Genomic DNA, 20,106 nt, shown 5'->3' on the forward strand with positions numbered 1-20,106 from the left:
GTTGCTGTTGAGACGGAACGATTGCGAGAGGGTGCGGCGACGTTGTCGCAGGCTGCCGAACGAAGGCATCCCTCGATGGTCGCGGGAGCAGAGCTCGGTTCGCGGGTCTCGGCCGCGGCGTTCGAGCGGTTCGAACGGTACTGGTCCACTCCTCGTTCGCTGGTGACGGACAGTGCTGAGGCGCTGAGCACGGCCCTGCTCTCGCTGGCCGACGGGTACGAGCAGCGTGACGCGGCGGACGCGGGGATGTTCGAGGACGGCATCCGTGCGATCTAGCGGAGAGGACTGGTCGGTCGTCGGCTTCGACGCCGATCCCACGCCCGGCGAGGTGGAGGCGGTCGAAGCGTGGGCGCGCGATCTGGGCGAACAGACCGAGTGGCTGTGGCACCAGTCGGAGGCCATGCGGCGGACGCTGACGGTGCTCGAGCCGCCCGCGTGGACAGGGATCGCGTCCGAGGTCTTCGCGGAAACGCTGGGAACCGTCCTCGCGGCGGCGAAGACCGCTACCCGGCAGCACGATGAGGCGGCCGCGGCGGCGCGTGTGTGGGCGCACTCGCTCGCGGAGACGCAATACGAGGCGGACCGGGCGCGGCGGGAGGCGGAAGAGGCGCAGGACGACCTGGAGCGGGCGCAGGCGTTGGCGGGTGTGCTCTCCGTCGAGCACACAGCCCTGGTGGCTGCGTTGGCGACCGTGGATGCAGCGTCGTCGGTGCGCCACGACGAGCAGACCGTCCTGGCCGAACTCATCGGCGCACGAAACCGCCTCGATGACGCGCAGCAGCGACTGGACGAGGCCACGGCACGAGCGCGGCGCGCCAAGGACGACTACGACTCGGAGGAGCGGGCCTTCGCCCGCCGCCTGGAATCGACTTTGGACGGCGCACTCAGCCGCGCCGCGACGCCGGAGCTCGGCGCCGAGTTCCTCTCCGCACTCACCACTCTCGCCCGGTACGACCGGGCGAATCCGGGGTGACGATCCGCCCCGCGTCGACGGCGCTCCCTGTGCCGGGAGCGAGCGTGCAGCAGATCGCTCGGTGGCTGATCAGCGGGGCGTACAGCGTCGAGAAGCTGATCGCCGTGTGCGGTGCCGGCGTTGTCATGGCGGCGGTCGCGCTCGTGGTCATCGGGGGTGTGGGCACGGGCTCCACGAGCGGGTCGCGGTTCTACACGCCGGAGGAGCGGATTCAGCGGGCGCGCCTACGGATCTACGCCCTCACCCACAACCTCGACGGCACGGTCAAGGTCCATATCGGCGGCACGCCGGTCGGCGCCCGGGCGCAGTGGTTCAACGACGCGAAAAGCTACGAGGATGTGGACGCGATAGTGAAGGAGAACTCACGGAAAGCAAAGAGCGGGGGTGTTCGCGAAGTCGACACGCCCGAGGATCTCGCGAAGATCGCAGAAGAGATCACCCAAGGCGGCGAAAAGGATGATTCGTGGGGCGACTACAAGGGTGAGGTGTACAGGCTTCCCGATGGGACCACGGTCGGACTGCGTAGGGAGAGTAGTTCCGGCGGCGACACCATCGACATCAAATCCCCGGACGGCCTCAGGAAGACCAAAGTGCATCTGCCAAAAGGATTCGGAAAATGAACATTCAACTGGACAGTCTGGCGCACGTGTATTTGAACATGGCTAGCGGCGACTGGGTCGACATAGACGACGCGAACGCGCACGCGAAAGACTTCGAAACGAACGACTTGGAGCGGAAAATGCTCGTCATCGCCACCATGCGTTCGCTCGCGGAAGCCGGTTATCTGAGGATCGGTTCCGTCGAGTACGTGGAGCCGGAGCGCACACTGATCGACTTCTTCGAGTGGCCGGGGACCTTGGACGAGAAGATCTGTGAAGACTTGTCATGGTGCTGCGACGGTCTCGGTCTGACTCAGGCCAAGAACTGACCATGGTGTCCTTCGTTCGATTTGTCGACCGGGGCCGGCGCAGTATCCAGGAGCGCGCCGGCCGACCGGATCTGACCTGATAGGAGCTTGGACTAGAAGCCCCATCACAGTTCTGTCGACCCGCCCGACCGGCTCGCCCCGTCCGTTCAACCAGCGCGCACGGAAGGAGCACCTCCAGCATGACAATTGAATTGACCGATGTCACGGTCATCGGCGGAGTCGACACTCACAAGCACACCCACTACGCCGCCGCCATCGATGATCATGGTCGGCTGCTCGGCCACCACGAGTTCCCCGCCACCGGACCCGGCTACGACGCTCTTCGGTCCTGGATGCGCAGCTACGGCAGCCTCGCCTCTATCGGGGTGGAAAGCACCGGCTCGTTCGGCGCCGCGCTCGCCCGCGAGCTGACGAGAAGCGGTGAACACGTCATCGAAGTGAACCGGCCCAACCGGATCGCAAGGCGGATGGACGGCAAGTCCGATCGCCTGGACGCCGAGCAGATCGCCCGCGCAGTGCTCGGCGAGACCTCCACCGCTGTTCCCAAGAGCAAGTCCGGCGCGATCGAGGTGATCCGCACCCTGCGGGTCGCGCGCTCTGGCGCGGTCAAGGCACGCACCCAGGCCTTCAACGCCCTGTTCGGCGTGATGATCGGCGCGCCCTCGCAGCTGCGCGACGAGCTCGTCGATCTGACCAAGCGCACACTGGTGAACCGATGCCTCCACCTACGACCTGAGACAGAGAATCTTCTCTCGCTGTTGTCGGATCCTGCTCGTCTGCACCTGGCCGGCACGAAGCTCGCCCTCCGCGACCTCGCACGACGCTGGAAGACCCTGGACGACGAGGCCAAACGGCTCAGCACACAGATCGCGGACCTCGTCAACCAGACCGCTCCCGACCTCGTCGCCTTACACGGAGTCGGCGTCGAAGTCGCCGCCCAGTTCTTAGTCACCGCCGGCGACAACGCCAACCGCATCAAGAACGAGGCAGCCTTCGCCAAGCTCTGCGGCGTCGCCCCACAACCCGCCTCCAGCGGCCGAACCACCGGACGACACCGGCTCTCCCGCAGCGGAGACCGCGCCGCGAACAGCGCCCTCTACATCGTCGCGATCGTCCGAATGCGCCGACACGAACCCACGCTCGCCTACGTCGAACGCCGCAGCGCCGAGGGTCGCACCAAACGCGAAATCATCCGCTGCCTGAAGCGATACATCGCTCGAGAGATCTACGCCAACCTGCCCCAAATCGGCACTTGACGAACATAGGAGCATCGAGCGGCTCAGCGGTGTGTACATGCCCGACGGTCGAGACGACAAGGACTGGGGATGGGCGTGCATGTTCGAGATCACCGATGAAGGGCGCCGGGTCGAAGATGCGTTGCCCGCTCCCGACGACCGCTTTTTCGACTAGCCGAGGTGGCCGCAGGTCCCTGGCTGGAGCACGCAGCTCGAGCCAGGGACCAGCACGCAGTCAGACGATCGCGGGCGCCGCCTCGACCTCCGCGTCCGCAACCTCGTCCAGCACCGGCTTCCGTCGCGCCGCCGCCCACGCCGCGACGAGCGTGATCGCCGACATGACCGCCAGCACCACTCCGGGGTGCCACCACGCGTTGTGCACCGACTGCCCGAACACCAGCGTCAGCGCCGGCACGAACGAGGTCAGCAGCGCCGCCACGCTGTACGCGACCGAGAGCGCGCTGTAGCGGATCGGGCTCGGGAACAGGTCGGACATCAGCCCGCCGAGGCCCGCCCAGGACAGCGTGGGCAGGATGCCGCCGATGATCATGCTGGCGACGAGCACGCCGAACGACGCGCTCTGCAGCAGGAAGTACATCGGGAACGCGACGACCAGCGTCCCGATCGCGCCGATGGCGACGACGCGCGCGGAGCCGATTTTCGCCGCCCACAGCCCGAACAGCGGGATCGTGACGAGCTGGAGCAGGCCGCCGATCGTGGTCGCGACGAGCAGGTCCTGGAACTTGAAGCCCAGCACGGCGGTGCCGTAGTCGACCATGTACGTGTTCATCAGCGAGTAGGAGCCGATGCCGAGGACGGCGGCGCCGATCGCGATGATGAACGCCGTCGGCGCCTTGGTGAAGACGTCGAGGACTGGGAAGCGGTCGCGGCGGCCGGTCTCCACGAGCTTGCGGAACACCGGGGTCTCGTCGATCGACCAGCGCAGGTAGAGCGACACCAGCAGCAGCGGGAACGCGGTGAGGAACGGGATGCGCCAGCCCCACGAGGCGATGTCGGCCGGCGACATGGTCAGCGTCAGGGCGATGAAGACGACGGCGCTGAGGATCGAGCCGACCGGCGAGCCGAGCTGGGGGAGGGCGGCGTAGAAGCCGCGGCGCTTCGGGTTGGCGTACTCGGTCGCCAGCAGGATCGAGCCTCCCCACTCGCCGCCGAGCGACAGGCCCTGCACCAGGCGCAACAGCACGAGCACGACGCCGCCGAACCAGCCCGCGGCCGCGTAGGTCGGCAGCACGCCGACGAGGCCGGTGCTGATCCCCATGAGCAGGATCGTCATCAGCAGGACGGGGCGGCGGCCGATCCGGTCGCCCAGGTGGCCGAAGACCACGGCGCCGACCGGGCGGATGACGAAGCCGGCCGCGATCGCGAGGAATCCGGCGAGCACGCCGCCGAACGCGCCGAGCGGGGTGAAGAACAGCGGGCCGACGAAGAACGCGGCGAAGTACGCGTAGAGGTAGAAGTCGTACGATTCGAGGGAGGTCCCGACGAACGATGCGATGGCGACGCGGCGAGCGGTGCCCGGCGTGATGCCCGGGCGATCGGTCTCGCTGACCGCGAGCGTGGGGGTGGAGGTCACGGGTGTCCTTCTGACAGGGGTATTTGAACCGGGTCCAATATTAGGCGTGAGGAGACAACGCATCGTGACACCGCGCCATTCCAACCAGGCGGCACAGTCCGGCGTGCGGCCCGGCGGGTCGACGCCGCCAGGCGGCCACGGCCACGGCGGGTCCGGACGGCCGCGCGCCTCGTCGCGCGGCATGCTCGCGGAGGCCGCCGGCGAGCTCTTCCTGGAGCAGACCTATGCCGGCACCACCGTCGACGACATCGCGCGGCGTGCGGGGGTCAGCCGGGCCACGTTCTTCAACTACTTCGCCGCCAAGAGCGACCTGCTCTGGCTGGAGGTGGACGAGTCGCTCGCGGCGTTCCCGGCGATGCTGGCGGCGGCCGACGATGACGTGGAGCCGATGGCCGCGGTCCTGGAGGCCGTCGTCCGGCTCGCCGAGGGCTTCGGCCCCGACCGGCTGCCGCTCGCGGTCACCCAGGTCGAGCTGATGGGCACCGATGCCGAGCTGCAGGCCTCCGCGCTGCCGCGCTTCCTCTCGGTCGTGCGGCAGGTGGCCGCGGCGATCGCGCGCCGGGCCGGAGCGGACCCGGATGGGCTGCTCCCGCGCGCCGCAGCGACCGCGGTCGTGGGAGCCGCGGTGACCGCGGCCGGGGGCTGGGCCCGGGCCGGCGTGCGGCGCGGCCCGCTGGCGCCGCTCGTGCGCGCGGCGGTGGAGCCGGTGTGCGCCGGCTACGCGACGGCCTTGCGGACCGGATAGAATGGTGCGAACGACGTCGACCCGGCCATCACCGGCGAGTCTTCGGAAGAACGGCGGGCACTCGCCCGCTCACTAGAACCGAACGGGGCAGGCCCGTCACAGCCGCAGAACGAGAGGCTTCATCCGGCGCCGGAGGCGGATGGGGCAAGCGGGGTGGTACCGCGACGGGCGTGCGAGCGTCCGGCGTCCTCGTGCAGATCACGACTGCCAGGAGAGAGATGCCGTACCCCAAGTCCGCACCGGATGGAGCGCCCGAGTCCTCGGGTCGCGAGCCCCAGGGGGTCACACCGTCCCCGGTCTTCCCGGAGATCGAGACCGACGTCCTCGCCTTCTGGGCGCAGGACGGCACCTTCCGCGCCTCGGTGGATCACCGCGAGGGCGCGCCCGAGTGGGTCTTCTACGACGGGCCCCCGTTCGCCAACGGCCTCCCGCACTACGGCCACCTGCTGACCGGCTACGCCAAGGACGTCTTCCCGCGCTTCCAGACCATGCGCGGCAAGAAGGTCGAGCGCCGGTTCGGCTGGGACACGCACGGCCTTCCCGCCGAGCTGGAGGCCGAGCGGCAGCTCGGGATCACCGACAAGAGCCAGATCGAGGAGATGGGCCTCGCCGCCTTCAACCAGGCAGCGAAGGACTCCGTGCTGCGCTACACACGCGAGTGGCAGGAGTACGTCACCCGCCAGGCGCGCTGGGTCGACTTCGACAACGACTACAAGACGCTCGACACCTCCTATATGGAGTCGGTGATCTGGGCGTTCAAGCAGCTCCACGAGAAGGGCCTGGCCTACGAGGGCCACCGCGTCCTCCCGTACTGCTGGCGCGACCAGACCCCGCTGTCCAACCACGAGCTGCGCATGGACGACGACGTCTACAAGATGCGTCAGGACCAGACGGTCACCGTCACCTTCCCGCTCACCGGCGCGAAGGCGGAGGCCCTCGGCCTCACCGGAGTGCGCGCTCTCGCGTGGACGACGACGCCGTGGACGCTGCCGACCAACCTCGCGCTGGTGGTCGGCCCCGACATCGAGTACGCGGTCGTTCCCGCAGGTCCCAACGGCGCGGCCGACGTGCACGGACGCGACGGCGGCCGGCACAGCACCACCCTCCACGAGGAGTCGCTGAGCGGCGAGTACCTGCTGGCCGTCGACCTGGTCGGCAACTATGCCAAGGAGCTCGGCTACGGCTCGCCGGAGGCCGCGCGCGACGCGGTCAGCCGCACGGTCCGCGGCAGCGAGCTCGCCGGGGTCACCTACGACCGGCTGTGGGACTACTACGCCGACACCGAGAAGTACGGCACGCAGAACGCCTGGCGGATCCTCGTCGACGACTATGTGACCACCGAGGACGGCACCGGCATCGTCCACCAGGCTCCGGCCTACGGTGAGGACGACCAGCGCGTCTGCGAGGCCGCGGGCATCCCGGTCATCATCTCGGTGGACGACGGCGCGCGCTTCCTCGCCGAGGTCCAGGACGTCGCAGGCCTCCAGGTCTTCGAGGCGAACAAGCCGCTCACGACGCTGCTGCGCGAGAACGGCCGGCTGCTGCGCCAGGCCAGCTACGAGCACTCGTACCCGCACTGCTGGCGCTGCCGCAACCCGCTGATCTACAAGGCGGTGTCGAGCTGGTTCGTGCGCGTGACGGAGTTCCGCGACCGGATGGTCGAACTCAACCAGGGCATCAACTGGGTGCCGGAGAACGTCAAGGACGGCCAGTTCGGCAAGTGGCTCGCCGGCGCCAGGGACTGGTCGGTGTCGCGCAACCGCTACTTCGGCTCGCCCATCCCGGTGTGGAAGAGCGACGACCCGGAGTTCCCGCGCATCGACGTCTACGGCTCGCTGGAGGAGCTGGAGCGCGACTTCGGGAGGCTGCCGGTCAACGCGGCGGGCGAGCCCGACCTCCACCGGCCGTTCATCGACGAGCTGACCCGGCCGAACCCGGACGATCCGACCGGCCGCTCGACCATGCGCCGCATCCCGGACGTCCTCGACGTCTGGTTCGACTCCGGCTCGATGCCGTTCGCCCAGGTGCACTACCCGTTCGAGAACCACGACTGGTTCGACAGCCACAACCCGGCCGACTTCATCGTGGAGTACATCGGGCAGACCCGCGGCTGGTTCTACCTGCTGCACGCGCTCGGCACCGCGCTGTTCGACCGGCCCGCGTTCACGAACGTGATCTCGCACGGCATCGTGCTCGGCAGCGACGGCCAGAAGATGTCGAAGTCGCTGCGCAACTACCCGGACGTCAACGAGGTCTTCGACCGCGACGGCTCCGACGCGATGCGCTGGTTCCTGATGTCGAGCCCCGTGCTGCGCGGCGGCAACCTCATCGTCACCGAGGAGGGCATCCGCGAGGGCGTCCGCCAGGTGCTGCTGCCGCTCTGGAGCACCTGGTACTTCTTCTCGCTGTATGCGAACGCGACCGGCTACGAGGCCAAGCGCTCGACCGCGTCCAGCGACGTGCTCGACCGTTACCTGCTCGCCAAGACGCGCGACCTCGTGGAGGCCGTGACCGCCGACCTGGAGGGGCTCGACTCGACGCTCGCCGCTGCCAAGCTGCGCGACTTCGCCGACGTGCTCACCAACTGGTACGTGCGCCGCTCGCGCGACCGGTTCTGGACCGGCGTCGCCGAGGACGGCTCGGGCGCCGAGGCGTTCGACACCCTGTACACGGTGCTGGAGACGCTGACCCGGGTCGCGGCGCCGCTGCTTCCGCTGGTCAGCGAGCGCATCTGGAAAGACCTCACCGGAGGCCGCAGCGTGCATCTCACCGACTGGCCGGACGCGGCGGAGTTACCCGCCGAGGGCGCCCTGGTCGACGCGATGGACCGCATCCGGGCGATCAGCTCGACGGCGCTCTCGCTGCGCAAGCAGTCCGGCCGCCGGGTGCGGCTCCCGCTCGCGTCGCTGACCGTGGTCGCGGCCGACGCCGACGCCCTGCGGCCGTTCGAGGGCATCCTGCGCGACGAGCTGAACGTCAAGGCGGTCGAGCTGGTCGAGCTCGCCGACGACAGCGCCACGTCGTACGGCATCACCAGCAAGCTGACCGTGAACGCCCGCGCCGCGGGGCCCCGGCTCGGCAAGCAGGTGCAGCAGGTCATCCAGGCCGCACGTGCCGGCGACTGGTCCGAGCACGACGGAGTCGTTACCGTGGGCGGCGTGGAGCTGGTCGAGGGCGAGTACGAGCTGGTCCTGGAGACCGCGCAGACCGACGAGGAGGCGACTTCGGCGCTGGCGCTGCTGCCCGGCGGCGGCTTCGTCCTGCTCGACACGGCCACGACGCCGGAGCTGGAGGCCGAGGGCCTGGCTCGCGACGTTATCCGCGCCGTGCAGGACACCCGCAAGGCGGCCGGGCTCGACGTGAGCGACCGGATCGAGCTGAGCGTCGCGTTCGAGCACGAGGACGATGTCGCCGCGATCGCGCTGGCGGGCGAGGCCGTCGACATCGCGGGCGAGACGTTGGCGTTGGCGTTCGAGTTCGTGTCGGCGGCCGACCGTTCCGGCGACGGCCGCGACGACTTCAGCAAGGACTTCGCCGCCGGACTGTACGCGAACGCGGGCCGGTTCACGGTGGGCGTGACGAAGGTGGAGGCCACCCGATGACCGACGACGACGAGCTGCGCGAGGAGGCCGAGGCCGTCTACCAGGCGCTCCTCGCCCGCGTCGGGGAGGGCGCTCCCGAGCGCCGGCTCGACGCCACCCGTCGCGCCGTGGAGCTGCTGGGCGACCCGCAGCGGGCGTACCCGATCATCCACATCACCGGCACGAACGGGAAGACCTCGACCAGCCGTATCGCCGAGAGCATCCTGCGCGCCTACGGCCTGCGCACCGGGCTGCTGACCAGCCCGCATCTGGTGCGCTTCAACGAGCGCATCATGATCGACGGCGAGCCGATCTCCGACGAAGCCCTGGTGAGCAACTGGGAGGACATCCGCCCGTACCTGGAGATCGTGGACGCCGAACTGGAGGAGCAGGGTAAGGCGCCGCTGACCTTCTTCGAGGCGCTGACCGCGCTGGCCTTCGCCGCGTTCGCCGACGCCCCGGTCGACGTCGCCGTGATCGAGGTCGGCATGGGCGGCGAATGGGACTCCACCAATGTCGGCGACGGCCAGGTGGCGGTCTTCACCCCCATCTCGCTCGACCACACCAAGCAGCTCGGCGGCACCGTCCGCGAGATCGCGCGCACCAAGTCCGGCATCATCAAGCCGTCCGCCGACGTCGTGACCTCGGCGCAGGTTCCGGAGGCCATGACCGAGCTCGAGGAGGCCGCCCGGCTCACCGAGTCGACCCTCGCGGCCCAGCCGCAGGCGTTCGACGTGGTGACCACCCAGGTCGCCGTGGGTGGTCAGCTCGTCACCGTGCGCGGCCGCGCTGCCACGTACGAGGACGTCTTCCTGCCGCTCTACGGGGATCACCAGGCGCAGAACGCCGCCGTGGCGATCGCGGCCGTCGAGACCTTCCTCGGCCGCGGTACCCAGCCGCTCAAGTCCGACCTGGTCGAGGAGGGCTTCGCGACCGCGACCTCGCCCGGCCGCCTCCAGCTCATCGGGGTGGAACCGACCGTCCTGGTCGACGCCGCGCACAATCCGGCCGGCGCGGAGACGCTCGCCGACGCCGTGCGCCGGTACTTCGACTTCGACGAGCTCACCTTCGTGATCGGCAGCCTGGGCGACAAGGACGCTCGCGGCGTCATCCGCGCGCTCACCCCCGTGGCCACCCAGTTCTTCGTGACCGAGCCGGCGTCCGACCGTGCGCTGGCCGCCGACGACCTCGGCGACATCGTGCGCGAGGAGGCCGGCGACGAGGCGACGATCGTCTACACCGACGCGCTCGACGCCCTGGAGGCCGCCCACGAGTGGGCCGGCGAGGAGCCGCGCCGCGCCGTGGTCGTCACCGGCTCCATCGTGCTGGTCGGCGCCGCGATGGCGTACGCCGACGAGCAGGGCTGGAAGGACGCGACCGCGTGAGCGCCAAGCAGCCGCGCGCACGCCGGCAACGCTCCCTGCGCGAGAGCCTCGGCTCGATCGTGCTCGGCTTCGAGCTGATCGTCGTCTTCCTCGGCGCGCTCGTGCTCTTCGGGCTGAACGCCCTGCCCGCTTGGGCGGCGCTCGGCGGGGAGCGCTGGTGGTGCTGCTGATGATCGCGGCGATCGGGCTGATGCGCAACCGGATCGGCGTCGTGCTGGGCTGGATCGTGCAGCTCCTCGTGGTCGCCGCCGGCTTCCTGCAGCCCGCCTTCTTCATCGTGGGGGCGATCTTCACGGCCATGTGGACCTACTGCATGATCGTCGCCTCCCGCCTAGACCGGAACACCATCGACCGGAACAACCGAACGGAGACCAGATGACCACCGCCGTCGAAGAGACCCTCGTCCTCGTCAAGCCCGACGGAGTCGCCCGCAACCTCACGGGCGAGATCCTGCGCCGCATCGAGGCCAAGGGCTACTCGCTCGTCGACATCCGCATGCTGCAGGCCGACCGCGAGCTTCTCGCGAAGCACTACGCCGAGCACGAGGGCAAGCCGTTCTACGAGCCGCTCGTGGAGTTCATGGAGTCCGGCCCCGTCGTCGCCCTGCGGGTCGCCGGCAACCGCGTGATCGAGGGCTTCCGCTCGCTGGCCGGTGCGACCGACCCGACCACCGCGCTGCCGGGCACCATCCGCGGCGACCTGGCCCGCGACTGGGGCCTCAAGGTGCAGCAGAACCTGGTGCACGGCTCCGACTCGCCCGAGTCGGCGCAGCGCGAGCTCGCGCTCTGGTTCGGCTGAGCTCCGGCCGAACGAGAACGGCTCCCGACCGCATGGTCGGGAGCCGTTCTGCGTACGAGCGGATCAGGCGAACGCGCGGTGGATCCAGTCGAGCTGGATCTGCGCCAGCACCGCGACGATCGCGTAGCTGACGATGGTGATGAGCGGTACCCAGCCGTAGAGCGTTCCGAAGAGCCGGCGTGCGCGCTCCGGCGTGGGGATGTGCCCCTCCTTGAGGTTGTAGAGGGTGACCGCCCAGAACGTCGGGATGGTGACCGTCCAGGTGACCATGCACCAGGGGCAGAGCACGTTGAGCACGGTCAGCGACTCGGTGATGAGGAAGATCACCAGCGCCAGCGCGAGCACGACGCCGACATTGAAGGCGATCCAGTACCAGCGCGCGAATCGTCCTGCGGCGAACAGGCCGACGCCGACCGCGATGGTCGCCGTCCAGCCGGCCAAGCCGAGAAGCGGGTTCGGGAAGCCGAGCAGCGAGCCCTGCCACGAGTTGAGGTTCTTGCTGCAGCCGACGAGGACGTTGAAGTTGCAGGAGAGCTGGGCGTGCGAGTCCGCGAGCAGGTGGAATTTGTCCACGGTGAGCATGAACGCCGCCCAGAAGCCGATGACCCCGGCGACGATCAGGAAGATCGCCAGGGCGGTCGGGCGGCGGTACCCCGCTGGAGCAGCGTCGGTCGTCGGGGCGGCGGTCGCGGTCGTCGAGGCAGGCACAGTCGGATTATGGCACGACGCGGCGCGCCCCTTCTGTGAAGGCGGGTTGCGCCGGTTCCCGGCCTCCGACATGCGATAATCATTGGATAAGTCGTCCCGGCAGTACGCCGGCCGACTCGAACAGAAGGCTTGAGGGCGCCAGGTGCGCCCGAATGAACAGCCGGCCGCGCAGGCCGGCACAAGACAACGGAGAGCCGGACGCAGGTGCCACGAGCACCGGCAGTCCGAGCCAGGATTACGGCAGGCGCCGCGAGCGGCGCCTCCGACGGAGAGTACCCGGTGAGCGGGTTGCCGCCACCGGTCGAGGAGTGCACCAGCGATGGTGGAAAACGAGAATATCGACAGCACGAACAGCAACGATCAGGGAACGGGAGGGCGCAGGCGCCGTGGCATCTTCGGCAGCAGACGGGTGACCCGTCCTGCCGGGACCGCCGATACGCCGGTGTTCGCCGGTGAGCGCGAGATCGCAGCGCAGGAGGTCGTCGCGGCGCAGCCGGAGGCCGCCGCGCAGGAGCCCGCGGCGCCGGAGCCGGCAGCGGCGCCCGTGGAGACGACCGACGTGACCGTCGCCGTCACCGAGGAGACCGCGGAGTGCGCCGTCGACGTGGCCACGCTCGCCGCCGACGGCCACGAGCCGCCCGCCCTGCCCGAACGCCACGGCGACGAGCCGGAGGCGGCGGGCGCCGTCATCCCGGCCTGCCGCCGACCACACTGCTGTTCCAGGCCCCGGACATCCTTCCGCTGCCCGCGCTGCCGGACGAGGAGCCGACCGGCACCGTGCGCCGCCGCTCGCGCCGCCGCGCCGGTGAGAACGGACGCAACGAGGCGAACGACCCGACGAACACCGTCGTCAAGGTCCGCACGCCGCGCGAGCCCGAGCTGATCACCGAGCCCCAGAAGGTCAAGGGCTCGACCCGACTGGAGGCGAAGAAGCAGCGCCGCCGCGACGGCCGCGACGCCGGCCGCCGCCGTCCGGTCATCACCGAGGCCGAGTTCCTCGCGCGCCGCGAGTCCGTCGACCGGCAGATGGTCGTCCGCTCGAAGGGCGGCCGCATCCAGATCGGCGTCCTCGAGGACAAGGTCCTGGTCGAGCACTACGTGGCCCGATCGCAGGAGGCTTCGCTCATCGGCAACGTCTACCTCGGCCGCGTGCAGAACGTGCTGCCGAGCATGGAGGCGGCCTTCGTCGATATCGGCCGCGGCCGCAACGCCGTGCTCTACTCCGGCGAGGTCGACTGGGACGCCGTGGAGACCGGCAACCAGCCCCGCCGCATCGAGCTCGCCCTCAAGGCGGGCGACCGCGTGCTCGTCCAGGTCACGAAGGACCCGGTCGGCCACAAGGGCGCCCGGCTCACCAGCCAGATCTCGCTGCCGGGCCGCTACCTGGTCTACGTGCCGAACGGCTCCATGAACGGGATCAGCCGCAAGCTGCCCGACACCGAGCGCTCGCGCCTCAAGAAGATCCTCAAGGAGGTCCTCCCGGAGAACGCCGGCGTCATCGTGCGCACGGCGGCCGAGGGCGCCACCGAGGAGCAGCTCACCCTCGATGTCACCCGCCTCACCGCGCAGTGGGCGGACATCAGCCGTCAGGTCGAGACGCAGTCGGCGCCCGCGCTGCTGCACAGCGAGCCCGACCTCCTGATCAAGATCATCCGCGACGTCTTCAACGAGGACTTCCAGAAGCTGGTCATCGCCGGCGACGACGCGCGCCAGACGATCGAGAGCTACCTGCGCCAGGTGGCGCCCGACCTGATCGACCGCGTGGAGGCCTACACCGGCGACCGCGACGCGTTCGACGAGTACCGCATCACCGAGCAGATCGAGAAGGCGCTGGAGCGCAAGGTCTGGCTGCCGTCCGGCGGCTCGCTGGTCATCGACCGCACCGAGGCCATGACCGTGGTCGACGTCAACACGGGCAAGTTCGTCGGCTCGGGCGGCAACCTCGAGGAGACCGTCACCAAGAACAACCTGGAGGCCGCGGAGGAGATCGTCCGCCAGCTCCGGCTGCGCGACATCGGCGGCATCATCGTCGTGGACTTCATCGACATGGTGCTCGAATCCAACCGCGACCTCGTGCTGCGCCGCCTGATCGAGTGCCTGAGCCGCGACCGGACCAAGCACCAGGTGGCAGAGGTCACCTCGCTCGGCCTCGTCCAGATGACCCGCAAGAAGCTCGGCCTCGGCCTCCTGGAGACCTTCAGCGAGGCGTGCGAGGTCTGCGCCGGCCGCGGCGTGATCGTGCACCACGACCCCGTCGTGAAGCACCGCCAGCCGCAGCAGCAGCCGCAGAGCGAGCGCCGTCGCGGCCGTGGTGGCACCGGCAACGGCAACGGGGGCGTTCAGCAGCCCTCCAGCGCGCCGCACACCAACGGCACGCACGCGCTCACGGACGACGCCAAGAAGGGTCTCGCGCAGATCGCGGCCTCGACCATCCATCCGCATCACGAGGGGGAGGGCGCACCGGCGGACGAGACGGCTCCGGCTGCGCAGGCCACCGAGGCGCCGGCAACGGACGCAGCGCCCAAGAAGCGCCGCCGCAAGGGCAAGGGCGCGCGCGACGAGCAGCGCCAGCCCGAGACCGCGGCCGCGGAGGCACCCACCGAGCCCGCCGCAGCGCAGGAGTCCGCTCCCGCCGCTCCGGCCGCCGACGAGCACCCGCACCTGGACTTCCCGATGATCGAGCTGCCCGAGCCGACCGCACCGGCGGCGCACGCTCCGGTCGCGACGGCGGTGGAGACCGAACTGCTCCTCGACTCCGTGCTGGACTCCCTCCCGCAGCCGAAGGCGCCGGGTCAGGGCCGCAGCCGCGGCCGTCGCGCCAGCACGGCCGTCATCACCGGCGGGCAGATTCCGGGCGCACAGCCCGCTGCCGAGCAGCGCGAGGACTGAGCCGCCTGCCGTGCGCCGCCGCTGACCCAGGGTCAGTGGCGGCGCACGCGGTCGCGCGCCCGCACGCGCAGGCCGCTGGCGATCAGCCGGGAGACGAGCTCTTTGCCGCTGACCGCGACCGCCCCCGCCGTCACGAGTTCGTCATAGCGGCGGTCGGGCGCGTCGTAGTGGTCGAGGTCGAACGCCCGAGCGGGCACGTCCGCCGCGGCCGCGAAGGCGTGCAGCTCGTCCAGCGACGAGTCGCTGACGAGATGCGACCACAACATGCCGTGGGCGGGCCATGCCGGGGGATCGATCAGGACCGTCATACAATGATTGTAGGAACCGGTCCCGTCCAGGGTTCCGGTCGGTCCCGAGGCTCCCTCGTTGAATTGACGGGTCGTGCGGCGTCGGGTAAAGTTGACCGTTGGTGTGTGCCGGTAGGCTGGTGCACGCGCACGGTTTTCTGAGAGCCACCCGCCGCCATCGGCGGGCGCGAGCTCACCAGTAACTCCCTGAACAAACAAGAGCAGGACAGGTCCACGGCATCGGTCGGGAACTGATCCCCGACGAAAAGGTACGTGAAAGTGGTTTACGCAGTTGTGCGCGCCGGTGGCCGGCAGGAGAAGGTCGAGGTCGGCACCATCGTGACGATGGACCGCATCAAGGCCGACAAGGACGGCAACGTCGAGCTGGCCGCCGTCCTGCTCGTCGATGGTGACAAGATCACCTCCGACGCGAAGTCCCTCGCCAAGGTGAAGGTGACCGCCGAGGTCCTGAACGACCTGCGCGGGCCGAAGATCGTCATCCAGAAGTTCAAGAACAAGACCGGCTACAAGAAGCGCCAGGGCCACCGTCAGGAGCTCACGCGCGTCAAGATCACCGGCATCAAGTAGCCGACAGAACCTCTCGAGGAGAAGAAGACATGGCACACAAAAAGGGCGCGAGCTCCACTCGCAACGGTCGTGACTCCAACGCGCAGCGTCTCGGCGTGAAGCGCTTCGGCGGCCAGACCGTCAACGCCGGCGAGATCCTGGTCCGCCAGCGCGGCACGCACTTCCACCCGGGCGCCAACGTCGGCCGCGGTGGCGACGACACGCTGTTCGCCCTCGAAGCGGGCGCGGTCGAGTTCGGCACCAAGGGCGGCCGCAAGGTCGTCAACATCGTGGCCGTCGAGGCCTGAGCCTCACCCCCACGACAGCACTTCACGGATGGGCGGGCTTCGGCCCGCCCATCCGTCGTTATACCCAGATCTGAGGAGCACCCATCATGGCCACGTTCGTGGATCGCGTGACACTGCATCTGCGCGCGGGCAACGGCGGGAACGGGTGCGTCTCGGTCCGTCGCGAGAAGTTCAAGCCGCTCGCCGGCCCTGACGGCGGCAACGGCGGCAACGGCGGCGACATCGTGCTCGTCGCCGACCCCCAGGTCACCACACTGCTGGGCTATCACCGGCACCCGCACCGCTCGAGCGACAACGGCGGCTTCGGGATGGGCGACCACCGCAGCGGCCACACCGGCGAAGAGCTGGAACTCCCGGTCCCGGTCGGCACCGTGGTCAAGTCGGCCGACGGCGAGGAGCTCGTCGACCTGACCGAGCCCGGCATGCGGTTCGTCGCGGCCGCCGGGGGTCTCGGCGGGCTCGGCAACGCCGCCCTCGCCACCCAGAAGCGCAAGGCGCCCGGGTTCGCGCTGCTCGGGACACCCGGCTGGGAGGGCGATATCCTCCTCGAGCTGAAGACCGTCGCCGACGTCGCGCTCGTGGGTTACCCGTCCGCCGGCAAGTCGAGCCTGATCGCCGCGCTCTCGGCGGCCAAGCCGAAGATCGCGGACTACCCTTTCACCACGCTGCACCCCAACCTCGGCGTCGTGCAGGCGGGCGACGTGCGCTACACCGTCGCCGACGTCCCCGGCCTCATCGAGGGCGCGAGCGAGGGCCGCGGCCTGGGGCTGGAGTTCCTGCGCCACGTCGAGCGCTGCTCCGCCCTGCTGCACGTGCTCGACTGCGCCACCCTGGAGCCCGGCCGAGACCCGCTGAGCGACCTCGAGGTCATCCGCGGCGAGCTGGCCGCTTACCCTGTGCCTGAGGGACAGGTGCCGCTGCTGGAGCGCCCCCAGCTCATCGCGCTCAACAAGATCGACGTCCCGGACGCCCGCGAGCTGGCGGACTTCGTCCGTCCCGACCTGGAGGCCCGCGGCTACCGCGTGTTCGAGATCTCCACGGTCAGCCACGAGGGCCTGCGCGCGCTGTCGTTCGCGCTGGCCGAGCTGGTCGAGGAGGCCAGGAAGGCCGAGGCCGCCGAGGCGGAGATCCGTCCGCGCATCGTGATCCGGCCCAAGGCCGTGGACGACGCCGGCTTCACGGTCAAGGTCGAGGGCGGCTCGGACGGCCCCGTCTACCGCATCCTGGGCGCGAAGCCCGAGCGCTGGGTCGCGCAGACGGACTTCGCCAACGACGAGGCGGTCGGCTACCTCGCCGACCGGCTCGCCAAGCTCGGCGTGGAAGAGCGCCTGTTCACCGCGGGCGCCGTCGCCGGCTCCACGGTCGTCATCGGACGGAACAACGGCGTGGTGTTCGACTGGGAGCCCACGCTGACCTCCACGGCCGAGCTGATCACGGCGCCGCGCGGCACGGACGCGCGCATCGACCAGAATGCGCGTCCCACCCGCGCGCAACGCCGCGAGGACTACTTCGACCGGATGGACGGCAAGGCCGAGGCCCGCGCCGAGCTCCTCCGCGAGAAGGAGGCCGGGCTCTGGCAGGACGACGACTACGACGACTACGACGGCCAGGACTCCGGTTCCCGGACAGCGGCGAGCGAGGAGACGGGCAGGGAATGACGATCGACGAGCGCGCCCAGGTCCCCGCCGCCCGACGGATCGTCGTCAAGGTCGGATCCTCGTCGATCAGCGGCGAGAACGCGGGTCAGATCGGCCCGCTCGTGGACGCCCTCGCCGAGGCGCACGGCCGCGGCTCGCAGGTCATCCTGGTGTCCTCCGGCGCGATCGCCACCGGCCTCCCGTACCTGTCGCTCGACGGGCGCCCGACAGATCTGGCGACGCAGCAGGCGGCCGCCGCGGTCGGCCAGAACGTGCTGATCTACCGGTACCAGGACAGTCTCGACCGCTACGAGATCGTAGCCGGGCAGGTCCTGCTCACCGCGGGGGACATGGAGAACCCGACCCACCGCAGCAACGCCAAGCGCGCGATGGAGCGGCTGCTGGACCTGCGCATCCTCCCCATCGTCAACGAGAACGACACCGTCGCGACCCATGAGATCCGGTTCGGCGACAACGACCGGCTGGCCGCGCTGGTGGCGCTGCTGGTGGAGGCCGACCTCCTCGTCCTGCTCTCGGACGTGGACGCCCTCTACACGAAGCCCCCGCAGGAGCCCGGAGCCGAGCCCATCGGGCACGTCGGCTGGCAGGACGAGCTCGCGGGCGTCGAGATCGGGTCGACCGGGCTGTCCGGCGTCGGCACCGGGGGAGCGCTGACCAAGGTGTCGGCCGCACGTCAGGCCGCGGAGCGCGGGACCGCCGTCATCCTCACCGCGACGACTCTCGTGGCCGAGGCGCTGCGCGGCGAGACGGTGGGCACGTGGTTCGCGCCCGCGCCGAGCTCGGACGCCGTCGCGGCCCCTGCGCGGGCGGGCGACGCCGAGGCCGCGAGGGCCGCCACGGCCTAGACTGGACGCATGTCCTCGACCGTCGCCGCCCCCACCTCCTCTGCTGATCGGAGCCTGGCCGATCGGCTGAGCGCGGCCAAGGCAGCGTCGCTCCCGCTGGCCACCGCGACGACCGAGCAGAAGAACGCGGCGCTGCGCGCGATCGCCGAGGGCGTCCTCGCAGCGGAGCAGCGCATCCTCGCCGCCAACGAGCTGGACCTCGCCAACGGCCGTGAGAACGGGCTCTCCGCCGGCCTGCTCGACCGCCTCTCGCTGACCCCGGCGCGGCTGCAGAGCCTCGCCGACGCGGTCCTGGAGGTCGTCGGCCTCACCGACCCGGTCGGCCAGGTGGTGCGCGGCAGCGACCTCCCGAACGGCGTCAAGATCGCCCAGACCCGCGTGCCGTTCGGCGTGGTCGGCGCGATCTACGAGGCCCGGCCGAACGTCACCATCGACATCGCGTCACTCGCGATCAAGAGCGGCAACGCGGTCGTCCTGCGCGGGGGCACCGCGGCGCTCAACACCAACGCGGTGCTGGTGGAGGTGGTCCGCGGAGCGCTCGCGAGCGCCGGCCTCCCCGCCGACGCCGCCCAGACCATCGACCGGTTCGGCCGCGACGGCGCGAACGAGCTGATGCGCGCCCGCGGACTGGTCGACGTGCTGATCCCGCGGGGGAGCGCGGACCTCATCCAGTCCGTCGTCATCCAGTCGAGCGTGCCGGTGATCGAGACCGGCGCCGGCGTCGTCCACATCGTGCTGGATGAGAGCGCGCGCGAGGAATGGGCGGTCGACATCGTCCGCAACGCCAAGGTCCAGCGTCCGAGCGTCTGCAACGCCGTCGAGACCCTTCTGGTGCACCGGAACGCCGCCGAGCGTCTGCTGCCCGCCGTACTCGGCTCGCTCGCGGAGGCGGGGGTCACCATCCACGCCGACGAGACCGCGCTGCCGTACGCGCCGGGCGGCGTCCCCGTCACCGACGAGGACTTCGCGACCGAGCACATGAGCCTCGACATCTCGGTGCGGGTCGTCGATGACCTGGACGCCGCGATCGCGCACATCCGCCGTTACTCCACCCAGCACACCGAGGCGATCGTCACGAACGACCTCGGCAACGCCGAGCGCTTCCTCGCGGAGGTCGACTCGGCTGTCGTCATGGTCAACGCCTCCACCCGGTTCACCGACGGCGGCGAGTTCGGCTTCGGCGCGGAGGTCGGCATCTCCACGCAGAAACTGCACGCGCGCGGCCCGATGGGGCTGCCCGAGCTGACCAGCACCAAGTGGATCGTCCGCGGGTCCGGCCAGATCCGGGCGTGAGCGACCACTAGACTGAGAAACGGCCTCGCGCCGCAACGCCCCGAAAGGAACACCACCGATGTCCCAGTTGACCACCATCATCGCCGCCGCCGCGGCGGAGACCCACGTCGAGCTGCCCATGCCCACCTGGGCCTACGGCACGATCGCGATCGTCGTCTTCCTCTGCCTGCTCGGTGTCATGTTCAGCTTCCGCGACGTCGCCAACCGTCACAGCCACCGCTCGGCGAGCGACGCCGCGTCGCACGCCGGCGCCCCGGGCGCCACCCACCACGGCACCGGTCACCCCACCCAGGGGCACTGAGGCTTCCCGCA

General features: G+C 70.0%; 21 protein-coding genes and 1 pseudogene. 19 read left to right on the forward strand and 3 right to left on the reverse strand.

The window, feature by feature from the left end:
• Window positions 1-75 precede the first annotated feature (75 nt).
• The 6 genes from ACRAWC_RS02865 (at window position 76) to ACRAWC_RS02890 (ending at window position 3,311) form a co-directional block, all read left to right on the forward strand.
• On the forward strand, window positions 76-276 hold the full coding sequence (locus tag ACRAWC_RS02865) for a hypothetical protein (protein WP_431346396.1): 201 nt from the start codon (window positions 76-78) through the stop codon (window positions 274-276).
• The gene (locus ACRAWC_RS02870; RefSeq protein ID WP_431346397.1) at window positions 266-973 is read left to right on the forward strand and encodes a hypothetical protein; all 708 of its coding nucleotides are present in this window, start codon (window positions 266-268) and stop codon (window positions 971-973) included. The genes ACRAWC_RS02865 and ACRAWC_RS02870 overlap by 11 nt, the downstream gene beginning before the upstream one ends.
• Before the next feature lie 44 nt (window positions 974-1,017).
• A complete protein-coding gene (locus ACRAWC_RS02875; protein WP_431346398.1) occupies window positions 1,018-1,593 on the forward strand; it encodes a hypothetical protein in 576 nt (191 codons plus the stop codon).
• Window positions 1,590-1,901: a hypothetical protein gene (locus ACRAWC_RS02880; RefSeq protein ID WP_431346399.1), complete on the forward strand. Its 312-nt coding sequence runs from the start codon at window positions 1,590-1,592 to the stop codon at window positions 1,899-1,901. Before ACRAWC_RS02875 ends, ACRAWC_RS02880 begins: the two co-directional genes overlap by 4 nt.
• Before the next feature lie 179 nt (window positions 1,902-2,080).
• A complete protein-coding gene (locus ACRAWC_RS02885) occupies window positions 2,081-3,157 on the forward strand; it encodes an IS110 family transposase (RefSeq protein ID WP_431346400.1) in 1,077 nt (358 codons plus the stop codon).
• 31 nt (window positions 3,158-3,188) lie between these two features.
• Window positions 3,189-3,311: a hypothetical protein gene (locus tag ACRAWC_RS02890; protein WP_431346401.1), complete on the forward strand. Its 123-nt coding sequence runs from the start codon at window positions 3,189-3,191 to the stop codon at window positions 3,309-3,311.
• A gap of 60 nt (window positions 3,312-3,371) precedes the next feature.
• On the opposite strand, the gene ACRAWC_RS02895 is transcribed toward ACRAWC_RS02890, so the two are convergent.
• Window positions 3,372-4,730 (reverse strand): MFS transporter, encoded by a 1,359-nt coding sequence (locus ACRAWC_RS02895; RefSeq protein ID WP_431346402.1) that lies wholly within the window; start codon window positions 4,728-4,730, stop codon window positions 3,372-3,374.
• Window positions 4,731-4,794: 64 nt separating this feature from the next.
• On the opposite strand from ACRAWC_RS02895, the gene ACRAWC_RS02900 reads away from it, so the two are divergent.
• From ACRAWC_RS02900 to ndk, 6 genes are all read left to right on the forward strand, one after another.
• Complete coding sequence (locus ACRAWC_RS02900; protein WP_431346403.1) at window positions 4,795-5,475, forward strand: TetR/AcrR family transcriptional regulator; 681 nt, start codon at window positions 4,795-4,797, stop codon at window positions 5,473-5,475.
• 218 nt (window positions 5,476-5,693) lie between these two features.
• On the forward strand, window positions 5,694-9,077 hold the full coding sequence (gene ileS, locus ACRAWC_RS02905; RefSeq protein ID WP_431346404.1) for an isoleucine--tRNA ligase: 3,384 nt from the start codon (window positions 5,694-5,696) through the stop codon (window positions 9,075-9,077).
• Window positions 9,074-10,441, forward strand: a complete 1,368-nt coding sequence (locus ACRAWC_RS02910) for a bifunctional folylpolyglutamate synthase/dihydrofolate synthase (RefSeq protein WP_431346405.1) — start codon at window positions 9,074-9,076, stop codon at window positions 10,439-10,441. The genes ileS and ACRAWC_RS02910 overlap by 4 nt, the downstream gene beginning before the upstream one ends.
• A complete protein-coding gene (locus ACRAWC_RS02915) occupies window positions 10,438-10,611 on the forward strand; it encodes a hypothetical protein (protein WP_431346406.1) in 174 nt (57 codons plus the stop codon). The genes ACRAWC_RS02910 and ACRAWC_RS02915 overlap by 4 nt, the downstream gene beginning before the upstream one ends.
• Complete coding sequence (locus tag ACRAWC_RS02920; RefSeq protein ID WP_431346407.1) at window positions 10,599-10,820, forward strand: DUF4233 domain-containing protein; 222 nt, start codon at window positions 10,599-10,601, stop codon at window positions 10,818-10,820. Before ACRAWC_RS02915 ends, ACRAWC_RS02920 begins: the two co-directional genes overlap by 13 nt.
• Entirely contained in the window at window positions 10,817-11,239 is a 423-nt protein-coding gene (gene ndk / locus ACRAWC_RS02925; protein WP_431346408.1) for a nucleoside-diphosphate kinase, read from the forward strand. The genes ACRAWC_RS02920 and ndk overlap by 4 nt, the downstream gene beginning before the upstream one ends.
• Before the next feature lie 63 nt (window positions 11,240-11,302).
• Here ndk and ACRAWC_RS02930 read toward each other — a convergent pair whose 3' ends face one another.
• Window positions 11,303-11,947, reverse strand: coding sequence for a vitamin K epoxide reductase family protein (locus tag ACRAWC_RS02930; protein WP_431346409.1), 645 nt, complete (start codon window positions 11,945-11,947; stop codon window positions 11,303-11,305).
• Window positions 11,948-12,266: 319 nt separating this feature from the next.
• Here ACRAWC_RS02930 and ACRAWC_RS02935 point away from each other — a divergent pair.
• Window positions 12,267-14,836 (forward strand): annotated as a pseudogene (locus ACRAWC_RS02935) (Rne/Rng family ribonuclease).
• A 32-nt stretch (window positions 14,837-14,868) separates the two neighbouring features.
• On the opposite strand, the gene ACRAWC_RS02940 reads toward ACRAWC_RS02935, so the two are convergent.
• Window positions 14,869-15,144 carry a DUF4031 domain-containing protein gene (locus ACRAWC_RS02940; RefSeq protein ID WP_431346410.1) on the reverse strand — a complete coding sequence of 92 codons (276 nt, stop codon included), beginning with the start codon at window positions 15,142-15,144 and terminating at the stop codon, window positions 14,869-14,871.
• A gap of 258 nt (window positions 15,145-15,402) precedes the next feature.
• Here ACRAWC_RS02940 and rplU point away from each other — a divergent pair, with 258 nt between their 5' ends.
• The 6 genes from rplU (at window position 15,403) to ACRAWC_RS02970 (ending at window position 20,095) form a co-directional block, all read left to right on the forward strand.
• Window positions 15,403-15,711 (forward strand): 50S ribosomal protein L21, encoded by a 309-nt coding sequence (gene rplU / locus ACRAWC_RS02945; protein ID WP_369963521.1) that lies wholly within the window; start codon window positions 15,403-15,405, stop codon window positions 15,709-15,711.
• A gap of 29 nt (window positions 15,712-15,740) precedes the next feature.
• Window positions 15,741-15,998 (forward strand): 50S ribosomal protein L27, encoded by a 258-nt coding sequence (gene rpmA / locus ACRAWC_RS02950; RefSeq protein ID WP_369963520.1) that lies wholly within the window; start codon window positions 15,741-15,743, stop codon window positions 15,996-15,998.
• Between the two features lie 86 nt (window positions 15,999-16,084).
• Entirely contained in the window at window positions 16,085-17,656 is a 1,572-nt protein-coding gene (obgE, locus tag ACRAWC_RS02955) for a GTPase ObgE (protein WP_431346411.1), read from the forward strand.
• The gene (gene proB / locus ACRAWC_RS02960) at window positions 17,653-18,501 is read left to right on the forward strand and encodes a glutamate 5-kinase (RefSeq protein ID WP_431346412.1); all 849 of its coding nucleotides are present in this window, start codon (window positions 17,653-17,655) and stop codon (window positions 18,499-18,501) included. Before obgE ends, proB begins: the two co-directional genes overlap by 4 nt.
• Window positions 18,502-18,510: 9 nt before the next feature.
• A complete protein-coding gene (locus ACRAWC_RS02965) occupies window positions 18,511-19,794 on the forward strand; it encodes a glutamate-5-semialdehyde dehydrogenase (RefSeq protein WP_431346413.1) in 1,284 nt (427 codons plus the stop codon).
• Window positions 19,795-19,852: 58 nt separating this feature from the next.
• Window positions 19,853-20,095, forward strand: coding sequence for a hypothetical protein (locus tag ACRAWC_RS02970; RefSeq protein ID WP_431346414.1), 243 nt, complete (start codon window positions 19,853-19,855; stop codon window positions 20,093-20,095).
• Window positions 20,096-20,106 lie beyond the last annotated feature (11 nt).

It is taken from the genome of Leifsonia sp. L25 (assembly GCF_050632895.1).